This is a genomic window from Acinetobacter sp. A3 (assembly GCF_012371415.1).
Lineage (GTDB): Bacteria > Pseudomonadota > Gammaproteobacteria > Pseudomonadales > Moraxellaceae > Acinetobacter.
Map to the genome: position 1 here is coordinate 1 of NZ_JAAZQW010000043.1, position 19,334 is coordinate 19,334.

Genomic DNA, 19,334 nt, shown 5'->3' on the forward strand with positions numbered 1-19,334 from the left:
TTTCGTCTTGCACTCGGGCAAAGCAGTGCTTTGCTGATCCTCGTTCATCCCTTATCTACAGGGAAGTCTGTTCAGACTCAGAAGATAATGCAAATTGCTTTTCAATAGCGTCTTAATCCCTTATCTACAGGGAAGTCTGTTCAGACCTGGGTCACAACCATGTCGAGTTTTTGATTGGCGTCTTAATCCCTTATCTACAGGGAAGTCTGTTCAGACAATGTTCAACATGATATTCGCAACTGTTACTGGGTCTTAATCCCTTATCTACAGGGAAGTCTGTTCAGACTTAGGACGTCTATTCGTCCGCAGCGTTTGGATTGTCTTAATCCCTTATCTACAGGGAAGTCTGTTCAGACTATTAACATTGAGAGATAGAAAACTATATGAAGAGTCTTAATCCCTTATCTACAGGGAAGTCTGTTCAGACTACGGAGCTGATTACATCTACTCAGGAAAACTACAGTCTTAATCCCTTATCTACAGGGAAGTCTGTTCAGACATTGAAGCCTCGCAACGAAGCCGACGAAAAGCGTCTTAATCCCTTATCTACAGGGAAGTCTGTTCAGACACAGATGGTACAACCATAAAGATAGCAGGCGATCTGTCTTAATCCCTTATCTACAGGGAAGTCTGTTCAGACAGTTGAAGTTGGAGAAAGAAGCAATGGCAGCTAGTCTTAATCCCTTATCTACAGGGAAGTCTGTTCAGACATATCCCGATGATTGATTCGCGTGCATTACAGCGGTCTTAATCCCTTATCTACAGGGAAGTCTGTTCAGACTCTACCTCTATTTTTTTCTTTTGTAAAGCAAAGGCTTATAGAGGCTAAATATTTCAAAGTATGTATCAGTAAAGTTGCTGTATGACAAAATGTTTCACAGTTATTCTTATTAATATGAAAATCAATGGTATAGGTTGGTTTTAGGACTTTAAGGTTGTCAACCTGTATTTTGTAAGCTTGCATTTTATCTACTATCTCATTTTTTAGGTTTAGGGTGACAGTCTATCCTCTCAAAGTGAGATTGATATGCGTAGTTATCTTGGTATGTATGATGTGAGTTGTCCGCGCCGTAGAAGCACTTTATTTCGAATACTGAGTGCGTATGGAATTCATCAGCAGAAGTCAGTATTTGAATGCAGATTGAACTCAGATTTTAGGCTACAACTTATTCAGCAACTAGCGGTTTTGCCAAATGATAACTTTCAACGAATTGTGTTAATACAAGTTTATCCAAATCATCCAGATAGCATCATGTTAGGTGCAGCTAAACAGCACCCTGCAAGTCATTGCTTATATATTGCTTAAATTATTATACTTCATATAGGACAAATTGATCATGCAAACTTTATATATAGATCGCCGTGATACAAAACTCGATATAGATCGTGAAAGAATATTAGTACACAGCCCTTCGTTACCTAAACCTTTATCTATTGCATTTGCTTATCTTTCTTCTATTGTAATAAGCGCTAAAACTCAATTGCATAGTCATGTTCTACTCGCATGTGCGAGTCGAGGAATTCCAGTGATTATTCTTGATCCTAGAACTTGCGAATCTCATGCACAGTATATTCCCCCCCTCCAGTAAAGTTGTGCATCGTAAAATTAAACAGTTTGAGGTGTTGGATCAAGATGAGCGTAGGCTAGGGTATGCCAAGCAATTGGTCTATGCTCAAAGCATACAGCAGTTTAAACTAATAAAGTACTGGTTCAAAACACATCAGATTGAAGCAAAATTACAAGAACAGATCATTGAACGAATTAAAACGATTATCACCATGATCAATGCTTGCCAAAGTCTTGAACAGTTGCGTGGACTTGAAGGGGCAAGTGCTAAGATTGTTTTTTATGTAATGTCACTCATTGCTCCTGCATGGGCTAAATTCCAAGGCCGTAATCGTAGACCACCCAAAGATCCGATCAATGTACTGCTGTCTTTATCTTATAGCTTAATTTATGCCGAATGTACTCGTGCTTTAACTGCGCATGCCCTCGACCCGATGCTAGGCTTTTACCATGAACCAGTACATGGGCGTTATTCTTTGGCATGTGATCTTACTGAGCGTATACGATGCGATATTGAAAAATGGGTCATGCAATTACTGTTCAATGAGCAATTGAGGCCCGTGCATTTTGCCTCATCTGAACAATACCCTTGTGTTTTAAACAAAGAAGGACGCGCAATTTTTTATCCTTTATGGGAACGACGTTTTCAGGTATGGAAGAAATATATTCGAATGAATGCATCCCAATGGGCAAAAACGATTGATCAGTGTGTTCCGTGTTGAGTCAAGTCTTATGTCAGCAAAGCGAATGCATTGGATTTGTAGCTATGATATTTGCCACCCGAAGCGCTTGAGAAAAGTGCATCAGACCTTGTCGAATCAAGGCATTTCAATTAATTACTCAGTCTTCTATTTAGCATTAAGTATCACTGAGTTTAAACAGCTGATCAGAAAGATAGAAAGGATGATTACTGTTGAAGATGATGTGCGTTTTTATAAAAGCATGCCTCTGCACCGAGCAGTGGTGTTGGGTAGAATAAGTCCTTCAGGCATTCAATTGCTAGGTCCACAGGGGCAATCTCTATAATTTATAACACTGTAAGCTTGTGAAATCTGAGCCAAAACTAAATTAATTATTAAATAGCTTCACCAACGATAAGAACAAGGTGAAGCACATGATGAAGACTAAAGCACAAGATTTATTACACAGCTACGCAACACAGCTAGATCAGTTTTTTGCTGTTCATCAGGATGCCAATACAGCTTTATCTGATTGGCTTGCTTCACACTTTTCTAATACACAAATGATCGAATTGCTAGAAGCAATTTTAAAAGATACGTCTAGCTTGAAGCAGATTTGTCAGCGTTCATATCAGCATGGAAATGGCTTTCTTAAAGTGGTGTTGTTGGACCGTGGCTATAAATTACGTCTACACATTTGGTTTGCGGGTCAATCATGTGAAGAAAATATTCATGATCACCGCTGGAGTTTTTCGTCTCTCATCTTGGCAGGTTCATTAAAAAGTGAGATTTGGAAAGATCATGCAGAAGGTCAGGTGTTTCAAGAATATGAATATCATGCTGCGACTGCTGAACGGTCTGCTTTTAAAACCGAAATGGGATGTCAGCCATTACAGTTAGATCATGTTCAATTGAACACAGTCGGTGATCATTATGTCATGCCAAAAGGCAAGCTTCATCGAATTATCAATCCTGGACATCAATTGGTTGCAACCATGATGTGCAGTGCCCCAACCGAACAAGGCACAACACGCTTAATTCTGATGCATGCAGGAATTGATCCAAATATTCAGCCGCCCAAAGCCAATAAAGATCAGTTGGCAGGCGCACTTTTACAATTTCTTCAGCATTTAAAGGCACAGGAGTTTGATTATGCTGCCTAAGCACTGTCTTTTTATCGATCTTCTTGAAATGAAGCGTATCCAATCTGTCAGTCAACAGCAGGTGGAACTACGTTATCGGCAGGAGATGAATAGTTTATCTAGGTTGTGTCAGCAAAAGTCGTCTTATCTAAATCGTTATGATCAGCTGTTTCGATATATCACGTTATGGCTGTTACAGCATGGATATGACCTGACGGATTATCAACCACATCAAACATTGAAAGCGGTATGTTTGTCACATTTCCCTAACTGGGATATTGAGGAAGTCGTTCGACAAAGGCATTTGTTGAAAAAAGGTTTAAAGCTGAATCCCGAATCAGATGTAGATCAGGAGCTGCAACAGTATGTGAATGCTTTTCAAGCATTACTGCAAGCTTATGAATTCTGATCACAACGATAAAACTAGGCAAAATTTAAAAAAATCACAAGGGTAATGTAATGATGACATTAGCAGAAACGATTCTTATGACTCAAATAGGATATGAAAACTTACTTGCGAAAATTGCTGAAAAAGAAAAGGAATACGACCAAGTTCGTGATCATCGCCAAGTCGCTTTTGAACTGTCAGGTGATGGCTGGCATGACAATCCAGAATTTAATCGTATGCAACAGCTCGAAGCGAATTTGAACCATACGCTTAAAACACTCAATGACCGTTTAGATGTCATCAAATTTATTGATATTCATGATGGTATGCGTAATGTCCAGCAAGTTGAAATTGGTAGTATTGTGAAATTACGTCGCTATGATTTAGCGGATGACTCAGAAACAGAAGAAATATGGGAAATTCGTGGTTTTGATGAAACCAATATCAAACTCAAGCATTTGGCATATAACGCACCCTTAGCAGAAAAAATCATGCATCTTCATGTTGCTGATATTGCTGAAGAGGTTCAAATAGGCTCGCGTCATTTTGATATTGAAGTTGTGGCGTTGTTTAAAACACGCCTGCTTGCAGATATTTAAATTAGAGAATCGGGTAGATGTATATTGCAATTGAAGGAACAAAAGGAACAGGAAAATCGACTTTGCTTGAAAATTTAAAAAGGAAGTTGCAACAAGATGGAATTGATTTCCAAATGTTCGCACCGACCAAAGCAATGCCGAAAGAGATTTGGTGGGAAAAAGCATATTCCGACTATTGTCAGGATGATGTTTTTCTTGACTCTTTATACACCGCCCGTGCAAATTACCATGCATCTCAAATTGATTTTGATGGATCACTGGTTTTAGGTGATCGCAGTATTTTAACGAGTTATGTAACACGTTGGCCGCATGATGATCTGAAGTGTTTGTTGCCATATCTGGATCAAATTCGTCAAAAAGAATTTCTAGTGCCATTGCCTGATTTGGTATTGTATTTAGATTTACCGTTAGATATTACGCTTTCACGTCTTGCACAAAGAGGAAGAAATTATGGTTTGCACGACGAACAAGAAGAGCAATTGATGCGAGCAAAAGAAGCTTATACAACACTGTTAAGTTATAAAAATGAGCTGGGTATGGCTGATTTACAATATCAATTGGTTGATGCAAAACAAAAGCCAGAAGATTTGCTTGAAAATGTTTACGCTTTAGTTGTAAAAAAACTGGAAAAATGTGATTTATTTCAATAATATTATTTTACTTTGGGGTTGATAATCATGAAAAAAAATATTTTATTACTTGTAACGGGCGGAACACCCCAAATCATTACAGAAACGATTTGGGCGTTAGCATGTGATCCACAGCATAATGAACAATGGGTTCCAGATGAAGTTCATATCATCAGTACACGTTATGGTTTAAATGAAGTAAAAAATAAACTTTTGGGCAAGGATAAGATTCTTACTCGAATGAAAAACGAATATGCTCAAATTGCTAATTTGAGATTAGAGGAGAACTTTCTGCACTGTTTTACTGATCAAGAAGGCAATGAGCTTGAAGACTTAAGAACGCCCGAAGAAAATGAATTTGCAGCTAATTTAATTTGTGAAAAAATTCGCCATTTTAGTTCTGATGAAAAAGTGAGCTTGCATGTTTCAATTGCAGGTGGTCGTAAAACCATGGGGTTTTATGCAGGTTATGCATTATCCCTATATGGACGTGCGCAAGACCGTATGTCACATGTGTTGGTTGATGAAAAATTTGAAAAAGGAATTAATTTCTACTATCCATCAAAAAATGAAAACGATTTCATTATTGATCGAGAAAATAAAACCATCGGTCTTTCTAAAGATGCTCAAGTGTGGTTGGCCCAGATTCCATTTGTACGTTTAAAAGAGGCGGTAAAAGATAAGCATCAATTGAAATCAGATGATAGTTTCAGTGATGTAGTCAGTAAAATTAATGAATCATTTAATGATGTTCGAGTAAAAATCTTACTACATAGTTACGAAATTATTGTAAATGAAAAATTTGTGATAAAAGATTTGCCTCCTCGAGAATTTGCCATGTTTCATTGGTTTGCTGACCGACGAAAAAATGGTTTAGAAGGCATTATTGCTCCAAATAAAAATATTACTAGTAAAGATGCAGGACCTGATGATTTCAAAAAAATTAAAGAGTTAACACAGGAATTTTCTTCCTATTATGCAGAGCTCAAAAATATTAGTGATAATGGTTTGAACGTCGATAAAAAATTTTTTGAGAGTGTTAAATCTAAACTGAAAGAATCCTTAGAGACGCATTTAGGTTTAGAACTTGCATCAAAAATTTCGATTACTCAAGAAAATCGTGGAAAGCCATTTTATCTGAGTTTACAAGCTGAAAATATTGAGATTATAGATAACTTTAAAAATTAAAAAATAGAGGGAAATAGTATGGGATTACGTACTCCTTGTGGAGAGATTCAAATTCCAAATTTGAACCAGTTTCAGGCTTTAAAGTGGCACACTTTAGAGTGTGAATTGGTTACGCCTATGTACGGTGGTGGAGTAGATGCTGCTACTGTAGATTTAAAAATGCCGATTCGTGTCAGTGCCATTAAAGGGCAACTTCGTTTTTGGTGGCGTTTACTTGCAAAGAATAAGAAAGATGGCACTTGGGATTTTAATGGTAATTTAAAAAATATCCGTGATGCAGAGTTTGCGTTATGGGGTGGGCAAGGTGATGATGATGGTGGAAGAGCAAGCCAGGTATTCTTAAAAGTCACTCAACCTAAAGTAACACATCATGATTTAATGAGCTGGCAAGATTTAAGACTGCCATATGTTATGTTCCCGGCAAGTAATGAAACTAATCCGGACATCAGTCACCAAGTTTTAAAAACTGAAAAAGCACAATTTAAACTAGATTTTGCTTTTTCTGATGCATTGCTTAAAGATCCAGATAAAATTCAGCAAGTGATAGAAACATTACGCTGGTGGGCCAATTTTGGTGGATTAGGAGCTCGTACGCGTAAAGGTTTAGGTGCAATACATGTTTCCCAATCACCTGATTTTGAAGATATTTGCAAGCCTTTAACTGACACTGAAGTAAAAACTGCAAATTGTGCTATGAGTCTTAAAGGTCAATCGGGAAATGCACTAAATCAATTACAATATGCGGTTCAAAAATTAAATGATTTTCGTCAAGGACGTAATGTTGGGCGTAATCAAGGACAACAAGCTAATCGACCAGGCCGGAGCCGCTGGCCTGAACCAGATGCCTTAAGACGAATTCAAAGAACTCACCATGAAAATCATGCACCTGAGCATCAAGCAGGTAATGTTTTCCCACGTGCATTTTTTGGCTTGCCCATTATTTTCCACTTCGTTGGTCGTGGTGAGCCTAGGGATAGCCAACTTGCACCAATCGATGGTGATCGTTTAGCAAGTCCATTATTTATCCGTCCTTTTTACTTAGGTAAAAATGGAAAAGGAGAGAAAGAATGGGCAAGTTGTGCATTAGTCACACCATATGAACATATTAAAAATATGAATGTATCACTTGGTCGAAATGAAACATATGCTGTTTGGAAAAGTGATACCGCTCAACATATTCGCCCAATTCAAGATCAACAAGGAACAGATCCATTAGATGCTTTCCTTAAATATTTTGCAAAATAATGGATTATAAAATGACAGAATATGTAGTAATTCTTTCCGTAGGTCCAGTGCAGAGCATGATTGCTGCTGCTCGTAAAAGTCGTGATTTATGGAGTGGTTCAGCACTTTTATCTGAACTTGCCAAAGCATGTGCTTTATCCCTTAAAAATAATGGAGCAGAACTGATTTTTCCTGCTATTGCGAGTAATGATCTTACAAGTTTGGAAAAAAACTCAGATTTTTCTGTAGGTAACAAAATTCAAGTATGCCTCAATGCTGAAAATGAGCAGCAATTGCGTGAAGTTATCGAACAAGCGAAACAAGCAACAAAACAGCGTTTTTTAGATGAAGTCGAAGAGGTATATCAAGATTTAAAATCATCTGAAATACGTGTAGATATTTGGAATGCGCAGCGTAATGACTATGTTGAAGTGCAAGCAGCATGGGCGATTATTTCTGATCAGCAAAGTTATAGTGATGCTGTTGCACTAGCATCTAAGGTGCTTGCTGCACGTAAGGCAACACGGGACTTTACGCAAATTATTGCAAATCCTTATGCTGAGGAATTTATGATTCCAAAATCTTCATTAGATGGTGCACGTGAAACCGTTCTAAAGGAAGATAAAAAGCATGCCTTAAGTAATCAAACACGTGCAAAATTAGGGTTATCTGCCTCAGAACAACTTGATTGTTTAGGTGTCGTAAAACGTTTAGGTTTAAAAAAACAAGCGGATCGTTTTACTGCTTTCACACGAATTACAGCACATGCATGGATCGAAAAAATAAAATTAGATCCAAAATTCGTAGACGTAAAAGAGTGCTATGAACGCTTAGTGAAAAATGATCTAGCAACACGTGTACGTGGTAATCAGGGAGTTTATGATGATTTTCCATATGATGCACAGTTTTTGTATCGCTCTCGCTTAGAAGCTGAGTTACGTAATTATCCAGATGCGGATTCTTTCAATGATGCATTAAATGCGTTATTAAAAATGCTAAAACCTTTTTGGAAAACATATGGTGAACCATCAGCATACGGTGTTCTATTACTAGCAGATGGCGATCGTATGGGTGAGCTTTTAGATAAAGCTCAGGACAAAAAAGCACATCAACAAATCACAGTTGCATTGTCAGAATTTGCAGGTGGTGTTGCTGAAAAAATGCGTAAATATGATGGACATTGTGTTTATGCTGGGGGAGATGATGTACTTGGTTTTGTACCATTGCACAGAGCTTATGATTGTGCCAAAGCATTAAGTGAGTCTTTTAAAGAAAAACTACAGACCATTGCACAAACACTAAATGCTGATCAAGTACCAACATTATCAGTGGGGCTTGCTATTGCACATCATACAACACCACTTAGTGTCATACGTGAATATGCCAGCCAAGCTGAAAAGTTTGCGAAAGGTGATCATATTTCGGAGCCGAATCAGCGACGTAATGCATTGGGTATTTTATTAGATGTACGTTCTGGCAACCAAACGAAACTTCGCTTTAGTTGGAGTGATCAAACAGCGCATCAGGCTTTTGCTGAATGGGTAAATTTATATCTGAATAAAGATATTCCATCTCGTATAGCATATGACACACGTGCGATTGACTTAAGAACTAAAAATATTGCACCTGGCAAAAATATCCAGAAAGATATTCAAACTGCTGAACTGACGTTAATGCTAAAAAAAGCCCGACTTGCAAATGGTGCTGAGATTAAGAAGGTTCATGTCGATAAACTTACAAATCGTGCGACTGAAATTAATTTACAGGCTTTAGCTGATGAGTTGATTGTCGCACGTTGGTTTGCCGCAAAAACACAACAAGATTTAGGGAAAGATGGGCAATGATAAATCAAGCATATTTAATTGAATCACTTGCACCTTTAGTATTTCGTTCAGGAAAACCTTTTGGATCTGTTGCATCTGCGCAAGATGCAACATTCCCTTTGCCATCTGCAACAGCGGGGATGATCCGAGCAATGCAGATTGAACAACATGCGGGGCAATATCAAGATTATCAAGGGCGTTTAAATCATGAGGATTACCAGAAGATTCTTAGTATTCAATCTCAAGGGCCTTTTTTAGTTCGTTTTAATCCTGACCATTTAGATGATTATACAATTTTGGTTCCTAAACCTGCGAATGCACTTTATTTTGAAAGTCGAGAAGATAAAAAAACACATTTAGTACGTTTAGCACCAAATGCATTTGATTCTGAACGTTGTGGTAGTGACTTGCCAACAGGCTTGTTACCTGTACAGATGCAAAAAAATTTAAAAGGTAAGCCTCAAAGTGGGGTGACATATTGGACTTTAGAACATTTTTTGGGCTGGCAACAAGGGCAAGAATTTAGCTTTGAAAGTATTGAGGCCACAGGTTTAAAAACCTTAGCTATTGACATTCGAACACATGTCAAAATCGATTCTACTAGTGCATCAAGTGAAGATGGAAAACTCTTCCAAACAGCCAGTTTGGACTTAAACCATCAATTACAAGGACAACGGATTGCAGGTAAAAAGTGGGATGATGAACGTTATGGCTTTGTTGTATTTACAGAGCAACAACTTACTCAAGACTTAGCGACTTTAGGTGGAGAGCGACGTTTATCATACTTTAAACCAGTCAAATCCACTCAATATCTAAAGCCCTCAGATGATTTGCTCGAAAAAATTAACCAAAACAAAGGTTTTAGTCTAAGTTTGCTTACACCTGCTGTTTTTGAAAATGGCTATTTACCTGCATGGTTGGATCAAAATACCTTATGTGGAAAACTGCCTCAATCTGATGTTGAAGTGAAACTAGAGTCGGTCGCTATTGATCGCTGGTTACCTGTATCGGGTTGGGATTCTATAGTATGGAAACCTAAAGCAACCCGTAAAGCTGTGGGGGCAGGGGCTGTGTATTGGTTCAGCCTAATGACTCAGATGGATGAAGAAACGTTGCAACAATTGTGGGCGCAACCAATTTCAGATCATTCACAAGATCGAAATGATGGCTTTGGTGTCGCAATCGTTAGTGCTTGGTCAAAATAAATTACTTAAAAATCATTAGGAATATAAATATGCAAACTCGTATTTTTCATTTACAAGCATTATCGGCATTACATGTTGGGACAGGACAAGGTGTGGGTATCGTTGACTTACCGATTGCACGCGCAAAAGCGACAAATTTACCGATTGTTGCAGGCTCAGCACTCAAAGGTGTACTACGTGATGAAGCTGAAACGCAATTATCTTTAAATCAAGAGCAAATTAAAACACTATTTGGTCCTGTAGACGCTGATGCAACACATGCTGGTGCAGTTGCATTTGGTGATGCACAATTATTATTACTGCCAATTCGTTCTTTTGCAGGTACAGTAGCATACGCAACATGTCCATATATCTTACGTCAATATCAACGCGATGTAGGAAGTGATTTAGATATTCCTCAACTAGAGGCAGATAAGGCACGCGTGACAGAAGACAGTGCGTTATATGTCGCTAATGGAAAGATGGCATTAGAAGATTTGGATATTGAAGCATATTCAACAGGACTTGCTGCGCAGTGGGCAGATCAAATTACAGCACAGTTATATCCTGAATCTGTTGCGCAGTATCAACAATGGCGTGATGCGGTCAAAGCACGTTTTGTGATTTTACCTGATGATATTTTTTCATTTTTAGCGGATACCGCAACTGAAATACGAACACGTATTCGTATTGATCGTGAAACACGTGTTGTGATGAACGGTGCACTCTGGACTGAAGAAAATTTACCTGCTGAAACAGTACTATGGGGTGTTATTGGTATTTCTGCATCCAGAAATAAAGACAATAAAAAAACAGCAGAAGAGCTTTCTGAACTGTTACCAACAGCACAAGAATTATCAATACAGCTAGGCGGTAAACATACCGTAGGGCGTGGTTTCTGTCGTCTTTTATTAGACCAAGCACAAGTCTGAGGATTTAATCATGCAGATTCGTACTCATAAATATGCAGAAGATGCTTTCCCTTTAGTGAAAGCAATGCAAAAAGATAATTTTGAAGCTAAATATCGTACCTTGGCACTTAACTTTCCAACCATGGTTATGCAATCAGGTTTGGCTCAAGCGATTGGCTTTTTAATGGCGAAGGGTAAAGATAAGCCTGAGCATAAAATTATCTTACAGCACATTCAGACTATTTTAGATCGCCCAAATTTACATGCGGATATTCTAGCCTCTGACATAGGGCAATATCAGTTGTTGACTCGTCAAACCTTAGATGCAACGGCATGGTTGAAACGTTATACACAAGCCCTATTGAAAAAAGAAGGTGAGGCATGACAGCACTTGTACGTAACCAACTCATTCCATTATTAAATGCAACACATGCGAATGATGATCCAAATCCGGGTTTGCTGATCCAAAGAGGACTACGTGTATGGGACTCTACAGATAAAGCCAAAGCAGATAAAAAAGATTTGATAGATGTTATTACCAATCTAAAACCATCAGATTTATACCAATTGGCGTTTGATCGATGGTTATTACAAACTCAACAAAAACAGAATTTCGCTGCTCTACCTGCAACAATTGATGGTCGCTTAATGACGGGTTTAGCATTAGGTGGAACGCTTGAAACAGGTGTTACGACCCAGCATAGTTATGGTATGCCAATGCTGGCAGGTTCTTCTGTAAAAGGTGCAGTACGCGCTTATGCAGAAAATCTGTTTAGTCAAAAAGATGCTGATGGTAAGGTCATTCTAGATGAAAAAGGTAAAACGCAAATTGATGTTGCGATGATGCCGATTTTAGATACTTTATTTGGGGCAGATGAAGATGCTGAAGCAAACGCTGGTTATTTGGTTTGGCATGATGCTTGGTATATTCCAGCTTTAACCAAAGAAGGAAAATATAGTTCAGCTGAAGAAGCTAAACCATTTGTTGGTGAAATTGTCACAGTACATCATCAAAAATATTATGCAGGTCAGTCAAACGAAGCACTTGATATGGAATCTCCTGTCCCTAATCAGCAGCTAGCAGTACAAGGGAGCTTCTATTTTGTAATTGAGGGTGCAAATCAGCAGTGGCTCGATTTTGCAAAGCAACTTCTTGAAAACATGCTCAATCAGTTTGGCATAGGGGCTAAAGGGGCTTCAGGTTATGGTTATTTTAAACCTGCTAGTGATTTAGAATCTTTAATGACATCACTAAAAAAACGATTTGTGAGCTTGCAGTCAGAAAGTGTCGATACAACGGATGACCCTTATGCGAAATTAAGACTTCAGATTAGTAGTATGGTTGCATCTGATTTAGTTGAATCACTTTCTAAAAATTTAAATAAGTTTTTAAAATCTCTCGATTTAACTAAAGAGAATGAAGAACACTGTAAAGCATTAGCGGACATTACTTGGGCAGAACACGAAAGTTTAGTAATGTCTTGGTCTGGGCAATCGGGCAACAAAGAAAAAGCATTTAAGTTTATTCATAAATTTAAATCTTAAAGACCTAATAGCAATAAAGTATTTCAAACTTTATTGCTTTTTTATGAGATAGAACATGAAAATATTACTTTGCTCTGCAACAGATCATAATCCAGTTAATCTTTTGCCCTTAGAGTCGGTGCAAATTAACCCAGATATAATCTATGTAGCGGTAAGTACACAAAAACGTCAGCAGGGTGATAACTTAATTGCAGAGTTAAAGGCTATTGGTAAAAAAGTCGAAGTATTAAAGATAGAAAATGAACACAGTTTGCAGTCTTTAACACAGCAATATGAGCAATGGTTATTACAACATCAAGATGATGAAATTGTCGTAAATCTGACTGGTGGAACTAAACTGATGAGTATCGCTGCTTATCAAATCTTTAGTGGCTATGGCTTTCGATGTTTTTATCAAAACTTAAACCCTAATCAGCTAATTTGGCTCGACGATGAAAGTATTATTTCTGATATTGGAACGAAGATTAGCCTAGAGCGATATTTAAAAAGCTATCAGTTTGATGTGGTTAAAAAACAAAAATTGAATGAAGTCCACCAGTCTTATAAAAAATACACCAAACTTATATATCAAGAGCTTTCTAAAGCAGGGCGTTGGCAACAAACCTGTCAACTCATTAGTAAATTAAATGCTCATACTGCAAAACCCAAATTATCTGATTTAAAGAATTTTACGTTAGATTATGACGAAGAGTCATTTTTAACACATCTAAGCTATGAAACTGATTTATTTGAATTGACTGCAAAGAGCATTGAATGGCAAACCGAGCAGGATCGTGCTTTTATTGCAGGAGGCTGGCTTGAATATCTTACAGCAAGTTTGCTGGTTGCCGAGAATATTCGAGACATATCATTGAGTGTGGAAATTGCGAAAAGCACTCAGCGGGTTCATGCAAAAACACACCAAGAAATCGATGTAATGGCGATGCAGCAGCAACAGCTTTTAATTATTGAGTGCAAAACAGTAAATTGGAAAAATGCCACACAGGCATCAGAGGCAATTTATAAATTAAGCGCATTACGTGATATTGGTGGATTGAATACAAAAGCAGTTTTTGTATCTTTATATGATTTACCTGATGCTGCAAAAACACGTGCCGCTGAACATAACATTCAAGTAGTTGCAGGGCAGAATGCAATTGTGCAACTCAAACAACGTCTTTTATCGATATAAACTGAATGTGTAATCTTACAATCTCCCGCTACCGCATTAAATTTAAAGCCAATCAAAATATCCAATTGCCCGAATATGCAGGCTCCTCGCTACGTGGTGCTTTTGGACATGCCTTGAAAAATATTGCATGTTTAACAGCAGGCTTGAACAAAGGTCATTGTAAATGCCAACCTGTTGAGAGTTGTTTATATCGTCGTATCTTTGACCCAGCGAAGCAGAAATTGATTTTGCAAGATCGTTTGCAGGATGTTGCACCTCCATTCGTGATAGAAGCGCATTCACTTTCAACAAAAGTTTTAGCAGGTCAGGAAGCTTATTTTTATATGACCTTAGTAGGTGACTTTGCACATAACCAGCAAATGATGATTCAAATGGCATGGCAACGTGCATTAGCTGTAGGAATTGGTAGTTACCACAATACAGGTCAAGCACAGTCACAACTTGTCTCTTTCGAATTGTGTGATCGCCCACAGCTGAATTGGCAAACAAGTGAAAATTTAAGAGTACAATTTTTAAGTCATGCGCGCATTCAGCATCATGGTGAAATCTTAACAGTAGAAAATTTTGATCCTGTTATTTTCTGTAGATCTGTTGTTCGACGCTATCTCACCTTAACGGAAGCATATTCAGAACAGAGTTTGTCCAGCGCATTTGTGAAATCATTATTTGACGATGTAAATCATGTACAAGGAGAATATCGGGTCGATCACAGACGTTGGTCTCGTTGGTCAAATCGTCAAAAGCAAAAAATGCAAATGGATGGTTTGTTAGGAGAGGTGATACTGCAGCATGTCTCTAATCAATTGGCAGATATTTTGTATTTAGGGCAATGGTTGCATGTAGGCAAAGGGAGTGTCTTTGGTTTGGGGCAATACGTTTTGCAACATACTCAAGAAGAGCAGTTAAGTGCCTAAACGGCGCTGTTCAAGTCGAGCATACCATTCACGTCCAGGTTTGCCAGTATGTAAACGTATATGCTGTTTAAGTTGAGCAGTAGCTTCATTTAAGCTACGTAGATCTTTTAAAAAGCTCTCACTCTCAGCTTTATATGCGTCGATTGCTGTTTTTATTTGGGTATGGATGTCACGTTGCTGCCTAAGCATCTGTTGAATTTGCTTTTTTTCAGCCCCCGAAGCTTCTTCACGCTGTTGTTTGAGTTGGCCAATGGTCTCTCCTGAGCATTTTAGTTGAGTATATAAACCATTCAGCACTTTTTTTGTACTTGCATATAATTCAAATGCTTGATCTGCAGTTTGTTTAGACGCATGATGCATCTCAATGTATTTTTTATATTCCTGATATTCTGCTGTACTTTTTAACGCGGCTTGAATTTTTTCACGTTGTTGTGCAGTTTCACGACGTACTTGGCTACGTTTACGTTGCCAACGATCATGCTGTGATTGGGTTTCGGCATCAAGTAAATAAAGAACGGCTGCTCCGATAGCAACACCTGCGAGTATTGGTAGCATTTCATTTCCCCTTTGTTCAACCAACATCTTTTAGATCTAATTGTGGACGAGATAGATCAATACCAAATTGATGATACGCATCCATGAGTGTTTGATTTAAACGTGAGGTTTCTTCACGGTTTAACTCAATTTGTTTAAGCATCTGTTGCCACACTGACATCAATGTCGTTTTGTTCGTTGGATCTTGTTCTTGTGCAATCAAATTTAAGATCATTATGCATTGCTCTTGGGCATGATCCTGCTGTTGTTTTTGCAAGGCAATGAATTGCTTATTGTGTTTTAAGCAAGTTTTGAATGCGCTAGATAATGCATCAATACGTTTGATTTCTTTCTTATGATTGAGCTCAATCTCTGCACGTATGATCTTTGACTGCTCATGCATTTGTTTGCGTTGAAATTCTAATTCAGCAACAGCACGTTTATAGTGCGCAATTTCACTCACCATATTACTAACGGCTTTAATGCCTTCTTGTACTGCCATTAAGCCCGCAGTTTGTGGAACTAAAGGATTCATTAATATTTCTCCATACGCTTTTAAACGTCAAATGAATGGTGCGATTTAGCAACTGAAAAGGATGTAAATAATCAATGGATACAATACAGAATCCATGGTTTTCCTGTTTTTATTTTTTGAGCAGGCTGAAGTCCCGGTTGCGGAACATGGTCAGGACTTTGCCATTGGTGGCTGTGACCAAATGCATGCCATTCATATTTTTAAGCATCGGGCAAATATCGGCATACTTATTTATTTCTTTATGACCAATGCTGTAGTAAATCGCATGGCGGTGAAATTGTTTACGACCAAAACGTAATAAGTGTGCAATATGCTGTTGCTGTATACCGCGTTGTGTACGTCGCTTATAGGCATGTACGCTTAAGCCTAATGCAATATCTTCGAAATTCAAATAACACGTCATTTTCTTACCCTCTAGTTCGTTTGGTGTATAGAGAATAAGAGATATTTTTGATTTATTTTTAAAACGTAAGCTTATAAAAAGCCATCAAGATGGTGTCTGGATGGCTTTTAAAATTGCTTATTTAGGGAAGAATCTAAAAGATACTATCGAGGGTGCACGTCTAACTCAAGTAAAGCTTTCGTCTTGCACTCGGGCAAAGCAGTGCTTTGCTGTTCCTCGTTCATCCCTTATCTACAGGGAAGTCTGTTCAGACGTGACGGCGCTACGCTTGAGGGTGTGCAAGATGCGTCTTAATCCCTTATTTTACGCCTTCTTCGAAACAGTGTTTCTCAGAAAGGCTCAGGAAGTCTGTTCAGACTGATCAGCCCGATTCAATTACGCATCATGATTGGTCTTAATCCCTTATCTACAGGGAAGTATCTAAAAAAGATACTATCGAGGGTTCACGTGTAACTCAAGCGAAGCTTTCGTCTTGCACTCGGGCAAAGCAGTGCTTTGCTGATCCTCGTTCATCCCTTATCTACAGGGAAGTCTGTTCAGACCCAACGCAACACTGCAAACACAGCGTTTCGCTCGTCTTAATCCCTTATCTACAGGGAAGTCTGTTCAGACCTGCTGAATGCAACCAACTAATCAGCGTCCTGCACTGTCTTAATCCCTTATCTACAGGGAAGTCTGTTCAGACGTGATTCGAGCTACAGTAGGGCAGCTTAATGAGTCTTAATCCCTTATCTACAGGGAAGTCTGTTCAGACTAATCAAACCAAGGAATACATCATGCAATTATTGTCTTAATCCCTTATCTACAGGGAAGTCTGTTCAGACGGCTAAACCAGGTGCTGAGATTCGTTACGTTCCGTCTTAATCCCTTATCTACAGGGAAGTCTGTTCAGACCTTGTACTTTAGCCCACGTGTGAACCTGTTGTAGTCTTAATCCCTTATCTACAGGGAAGTATCCAAAACAGATACTATCGAGGGTTCACGTCTAACTCAAGCGAAGCTTTCGTCTTGCACTCGGGCAAAGCAGTGCTTTGCTGTTCCTCGCTCATCCCTTATCTACAGGGAAGTCTGTTCAGACTCTAAAGTAGCATTGTACGCTGTTGATAAAGTGTCTTAATCCCTTATCTACAGGGAAGTATCCAAAACAGATACTATCGAGGGTTCACGTCTAACTCAAGCGAAGCTTTCGTCTTGCACTCGGGCAAAGCAGTGCTTTGCTGTTCCTCGCTCATCCCTTATCTACAGGGAAGTCTGTTCAGACTTTAGGACTCAACACAGCCGTCACTCAAACAAATGTCTTAATCCCTTATCTACAGGGAAGTCTGTTCAGACCGAGGATGAAGTGTACCTGAACGCGCTTATGGCGTCTTAATCCCTTATCTACAGGGAAGTCTGTTCAGACGGTTGGTCTGTTGTTAAAGGTCAAAAAGGTTCTCCGTCTTAATCCCTTATCTACAGGGAAGTATCTAAAAAAGATACTATCGAGGGTTCACGTCTAACTCAAGCAAAGCTTTCGTCTTGCACTCGGGCAAAGCAGTGCTTTGCTGATCCTCGTTCATCCCTTATCTACAGGGAAGTCTGTTCAGACGATATCGAAATCGCCTATGCGCACGACTCGATGCGTCTTAATCCCTTATCTACAGGGAAGTCTGTTCAGACTTTGATTTGATTTCCGATTACATGTCAAAAGTGTCTTAATCCCTTATCTACAGGGAAGTCTGTTCAGACGTGTGATTCGTCGTTTGGACTCTTATGTTCAAGCGTCTTAATCCCTTATCTACAGGGAAGTCTGTTCAGACCTCTTTGCTGCTTGTTATGGTTATATCGCGAGCAAAAGTCTTAATCCCTTATCTACAGGGAAGTCTGTTCAGACACTGCTCTGATCTTAATGGTACTGTCATTAAAAAGTCTTAATCCCTTATCTACAGGGAAGTCTGTTCAGACCTAAGCGAAGAGACCCATCTCTTACCTTAATCGTCTTAATCCCTTATCTACAGGGAAGTCTGTTCAGACTCTACCTCTATTTTTTTCTTTTGTAAAGCAAAGACTTATAGAGGCTAAATATTTCAAAGTATGTATCAGTAAAGTTGCTGTATGACAAAATGTTTCACAATTTTTCTTATAAATATAAAAAACAATATGTTGTGATAATTTTTGTGCGAATACTATGTCAATACATGAATTGTAATCCCATACATGGGCGTGCTGATCAAACTGGGTTAGGGCGTACAACATAAAATTCCTCCAATCGGATACGACAATCGCGTAACTGTTGTGCGCTTAATTCTAAACCTCTGAAATGTGCAGGCACATGCATGGATAAATGAACATACCGAATACCTCGCACATGCAAGTCTGCAACCAAATGAATAGGTAAAGTCCCGATTACCGTATCTTCAGCACGCAGTTCATCAAAATTTGCTAAATGGGTAACATGCACATCGTAATGTACATGCTCCTCTTTAGCCCATTCTAATGCACCTTTATGGCGAGTAATAAAATAAACGGTCATCTTATTTTCCACATCATTCAATATGTAAAAGCATGCCATAGATCAACTACAAACGTATGATTTATAAGCTTATACCTTGACTGATATTTATCGATTTAGGCTGTAGCCATTCTGAAATAAGCTGACTTAAATTGAGTAAATCACGTTCTTGGAATATGCGAATTTCAGAATTATTGGCACGAGTTAAGTTGTAATCTTTCAAACTATATAGCGAAACAACTGCTTGTTTTTGGTTGATTCCACCAAAATCTTGCAAAGAAGATAATTTATACAAAACATCTTTAGCTTGTTCATGTGCCATCGTTTTGGCTGTTTTACATTCTATACAATATAAATGAGCATGATGAATAAACATGACATCCATTTCATTTGGAGTATCTTTCTT

Annotated in this window: 22 protein-coding genes and 3 CRISPR repeat arrays; of the genes, 17 read left to right on the forward strand and 5 right to left on the reverse strand. The window is 38.5% G+C overall.

The window, feature by feature from the left end; genetic code table 11:
• Window positions 1–40 precede the first annotated feature (40 nt).
• Window positions 41–781: direct repeats of the CRISPR family, unit length 37 nt; unit sequence GTCTTAATCCCTTATCTACAGGGAAGTCTGTTCAGAC.
• Between the two features lie 264 nt (window positions 782–1,045).
• The 17 genes from cas2 (HHA42_RS11390) (at window position 1,046) to cas6 (ending at window position 14,965) form a co-directional block, all read left to right on the forward strand.
• Entirely contained in the window at window positions 1,046–1,306 is a 261-nt protein-coding gene (gene cas2 / locus HHA42_RS11390; RefSeq protein WP_252726324.1) for a CRISPR-associated endonuclease Cas2, read from the forward strand.
• Between the two features lie 31 nt (window positions 1,307–1,337).
• Window positions 1,338–1,589 carry a CRISPR-associated endonuclease Cas1 gene (locus tag HHA42_RS13535; protein WP_252726321.1) on the forward strand — a complete coding sequence of 84 codons (252 nt, stop codon included), beginning with the start codon at window positions 1,338–1,340 and terminating at the stop codon, window positions 1,587–1,589.
• Window positions 1,561–2,289 carry a CRISPR-associated endonuclease Cas1 gene (cas1, locus tag HHA42_RS11395; RefSeq protein WP_252726322.1) on the forward strand — a complete coding sequence of 243 codons (729 nt, stop codon included), beginning with the start codon at window positions 1,561–1,563 and terminating at the stop codon, window positions 2,287–2,289. The genes HHA42_RS13535 and cas1 overlap by 29 nt, the downstream gene beginning before the upstream one ends.
• A 10-nt stretch (window positions 2,290–2,299) precedes the next feature.
• Window positions 2,300–2,593 (forward strand): CRISPR-associated endonuclease Cas2, encoded by a 294-nt coding sequence (gene cas2, locus HHA42_RS11400; protein WP_004780541.1) that lies wholly within the window; start codon window positions 2,300–2,302, stop codon window positions 2,591–2,593.
• Window positions 2,594–2,681: 88 nt separating this feature from the next.
• Window positions 2,682–3,410 carry a hypothetical protein gene (locus HHA42_RS11405; RefSeq protein ID WP_168526540.1) on the forward strand — a complete coding sequence of 243 codons (729 nt, stop codon included), beginning with the start codon at window positions 2,682–2,684 and terminating at the stop codon, window positions 3,408–3,410.
• Window positions 3,400–3,798, forward strand: a complete 399-nt coding sequence (locus HHA42_RS11410; RefSeq protein WP_168526542.1) for a hypothetical protein — start codon at window positions 3,400–3,402, stop codon at window positions 3,796–3,798. Before HHA42_RS11405 ends, HHA42_RS11410 begins: the two co-directional genes overlap by 11 nt.
• Before the next feature lie 50 nt (window positions 3,799–3,848).
• A complete protein-coding gene (locus HHA42_RS11415; RefSeq protein ID WP_104489067.1) occupies window positions 3,849–4,376 on the forward strand; it encodes a hypothetical protein in 528 nt (175 codons plus the stop codon).
• Between the two features lie 17 nt (window positions 4,377–4,393).
• Complete coding sequence (locus tag HHA42_RS11420; RefSeq protein ID WP_104489068.1) at window positions 4,394–5,026, forward strand: AAA family ATPase; 633 nt, start codon at window positions 4,394–4,396, stop codon at window positions 5,024–5,026.
• 27 nt (window positions 5,027–5,053) lie between these two features.
• The gene (csm6, locus tag HHA42_RS11425) at window positions 5,054–6,193 is read left to right on the forward strand and encodes a CRISPR-associated ring nuclease Csm6 (protein WP_168526544.1); all 1,140 of its coding nucleotides are present in this window, start codon (window positions 5,054–5,056) and stop codon (window positions 6,191–6,193) included.
• 18 nt (window positions 6,194–6,211) lie between these two features.
• Entirely contained in the window at window positions 6,212–7,438 is a 1,227-nt protein-coding gene (gene cmr1 / locus HHA42_RS11430; protein WP_168526546.1) for a type III-B CRISPR module RAMP protein Cmr1, read from the forward strand.
• 11 nt (window positions 7,439–7,449) lie between these two features.
• The gene (cas10, locus tag HHA42_RS11435; protein ID WP_168526548.1) at window positions 7,450–9,261 is read left to right on the forward strand and encodes a type III-B CRISPR-associated protein Cas10/Cmr2; all 1,812 of its coding nucleotides are present in this window, start codon (window positions 7,450–7,452) and stop codon (window positions 9,259–9,261) included.
• Complete coding sequence (locus HHA42_RS11440) at window positions 9,258–10,445, forward strand: type III-B CRISPR module-associated Cmr3 family protein (protein ID WP_168526550.1); 1,188 nt, start codon at window positions 9,258–9,260, stop codon at window positions 10,443–10,445. The genes cas10 and HHA42_RS11440 overlap by 4 nt, the downstream gene beginning before the upstream one ends.
• A 29-nt stretch (window positions 10,446–10,474) precedes the next feature.
• Window positions 10,475–11,356, forward strand: a complete 882-nt coding sequence (cmr4, locus tag HHA42_RS11445) for a type III-B CRISPR module RAMP protein Cmr4 (RefSeq protein ID WP_104489071.1) — start codon at window positions 10,475–10,477, stop codon at window positions 11,354–11,356.
• A gap of 10 nt (window positions 11,357–11,366) precedes the next feature.
• Complete coding sequence (gene cmr5, locus HHA42_RS11450) at window positions 11,367–11,720, forward strand: type III-B CRISPR module-associated protein Cmr5 (RefSeq protein ID WP_071850513.1); 354 nt, start codon at window positions 11,367–11,369, stop codon at window positions 11,718–11,720.
• The gene (gene cmr6 / locus HHA42_RS11455) at window positions 11,717–12,880 is read left to right on the forward strand and encodes a type III-B CRISPR module RAMP protein Cmr6 (protein ID WP_168526552.1); all 1,164 of its coding nucleotides are present in this window, start codon (window positions 11,717–11,719) and stop codon (window positions 12,878–12,880) included. Before cmr5 ends, cmr6 begins: the two co-directional genes overlap by 4 nt.
• 55 nt (window positions 12,881–12,935) lie before the next feature.
• Window positions 12,936–14,051 carry a DUF1887 family CARF protein gene (locus HHA42_RS11460; protein WP_071850511.1) on the forward strand — a complete coding sequence of 372 codons (1,116 nt, stop codon included), beginning with the start codon at window positions 12,936–12,938 and terminating at the stop codon, window positions 14,049–14,051.
• A gap of 5 nt (window positions 14,052–14,056) precedes the next feature.
• The gene (gene cas6 / locus HHA42_RS11465) at window positions 14,057–14,965 is read left to right on the forward strand and encodes a CRISPR system precrRNA processing endoribonuclease RAMP protein Cas6 (protein WP_104489075.1); all 909 of its coding nucleotides are present in this window, start codon (window positions 14,057–14,059) and stop codon (window positions 14,963–14,965) included.
• Here the strand turns inward: cas6 and HHA42_RS11470 are convergent.
• From HHA42_RS11470 to HHA42_RS11490, 5 genes are all read right to left on the reverse strand, one after another.
• Complete coding sequence (locus HHA42_RS11470; protein ID WP_168526554.1) at window positions 14,954–15,520, reverse strand: hypothetical protein; 567 nt, start codon at window positions 15,518–15,520, stop codon at window positions 14,954–14,956. The two genes, cas6 and HHA42_RS11470, sit on opposite strands and share 12 nt — an antisense overlap.
• A 16-nt stretch (window positions 15,521–15,536) precedes the next feature.
• Window positions 15,537–16,034 (reverse strand): hypothetical protein, encoded by a 498-nt coding sequence (locus tag HHA42_RS11475; protein ID WP_004681133.1) that lies wholly within the window; start codon window positions 16,032–16,034, stop codon window positions 15,537–15,539.
• Window positions 16,035–16,143: 109 nt separating this feature from the next.
• Entirely contained in the window at window positions 16,144–16,425 is a 282-nt protein-coding gene (locus tag HHA42_RS11480) for a hypothetical protein (RefSeq protein ID WP_252726323.1), read from the reverse strand.
• 517 nt (window positions 16,426–16,942) lie between these two features.
• Window positions 16,943–17,401: a CRISPR direct-repeat array (repeat unit 37 nt; unit sequence GTCTTAATCCCTTATCTACAGGGAAGTCTGTTCAGAC).
• A gap of 587 nt (window positions 17,402–17,988) precedes the next feature.
• Window positions 17,989–18,450: direct repeats of the CRISPR family, unit length 37 nt; unit sequence GTCTTAATCCCTTATCTACAGGGAAGTCTGTTCAGAC.
• A gap of 196 nt (window positions 18,451–18,646) precedes the next feature.
• Window positions 18,647–18,949 carry a CRISPR-associated protein Csx16 gene (csx16, locus tag HHA42_RS11485; protein WP_004681129.1) on the reverse strand — a complete coding sequence of 101 codons (303 nt, stop codon included), beginning with the start codon at window positions 18,947–18,949 and terminating at the stop codon, window positions 18,647–18,649.
• A 61-nt stretch (window positions 18,950–19,010) separates the two neighbouring features.
• On the reverse strand, window positions 19,011–19,334 hold a 324-nt coding region (locus HHA42_RS11490; protein ID WP_168526556.1), incomplete at its 5' end, for a DUF1887 family CARF protein.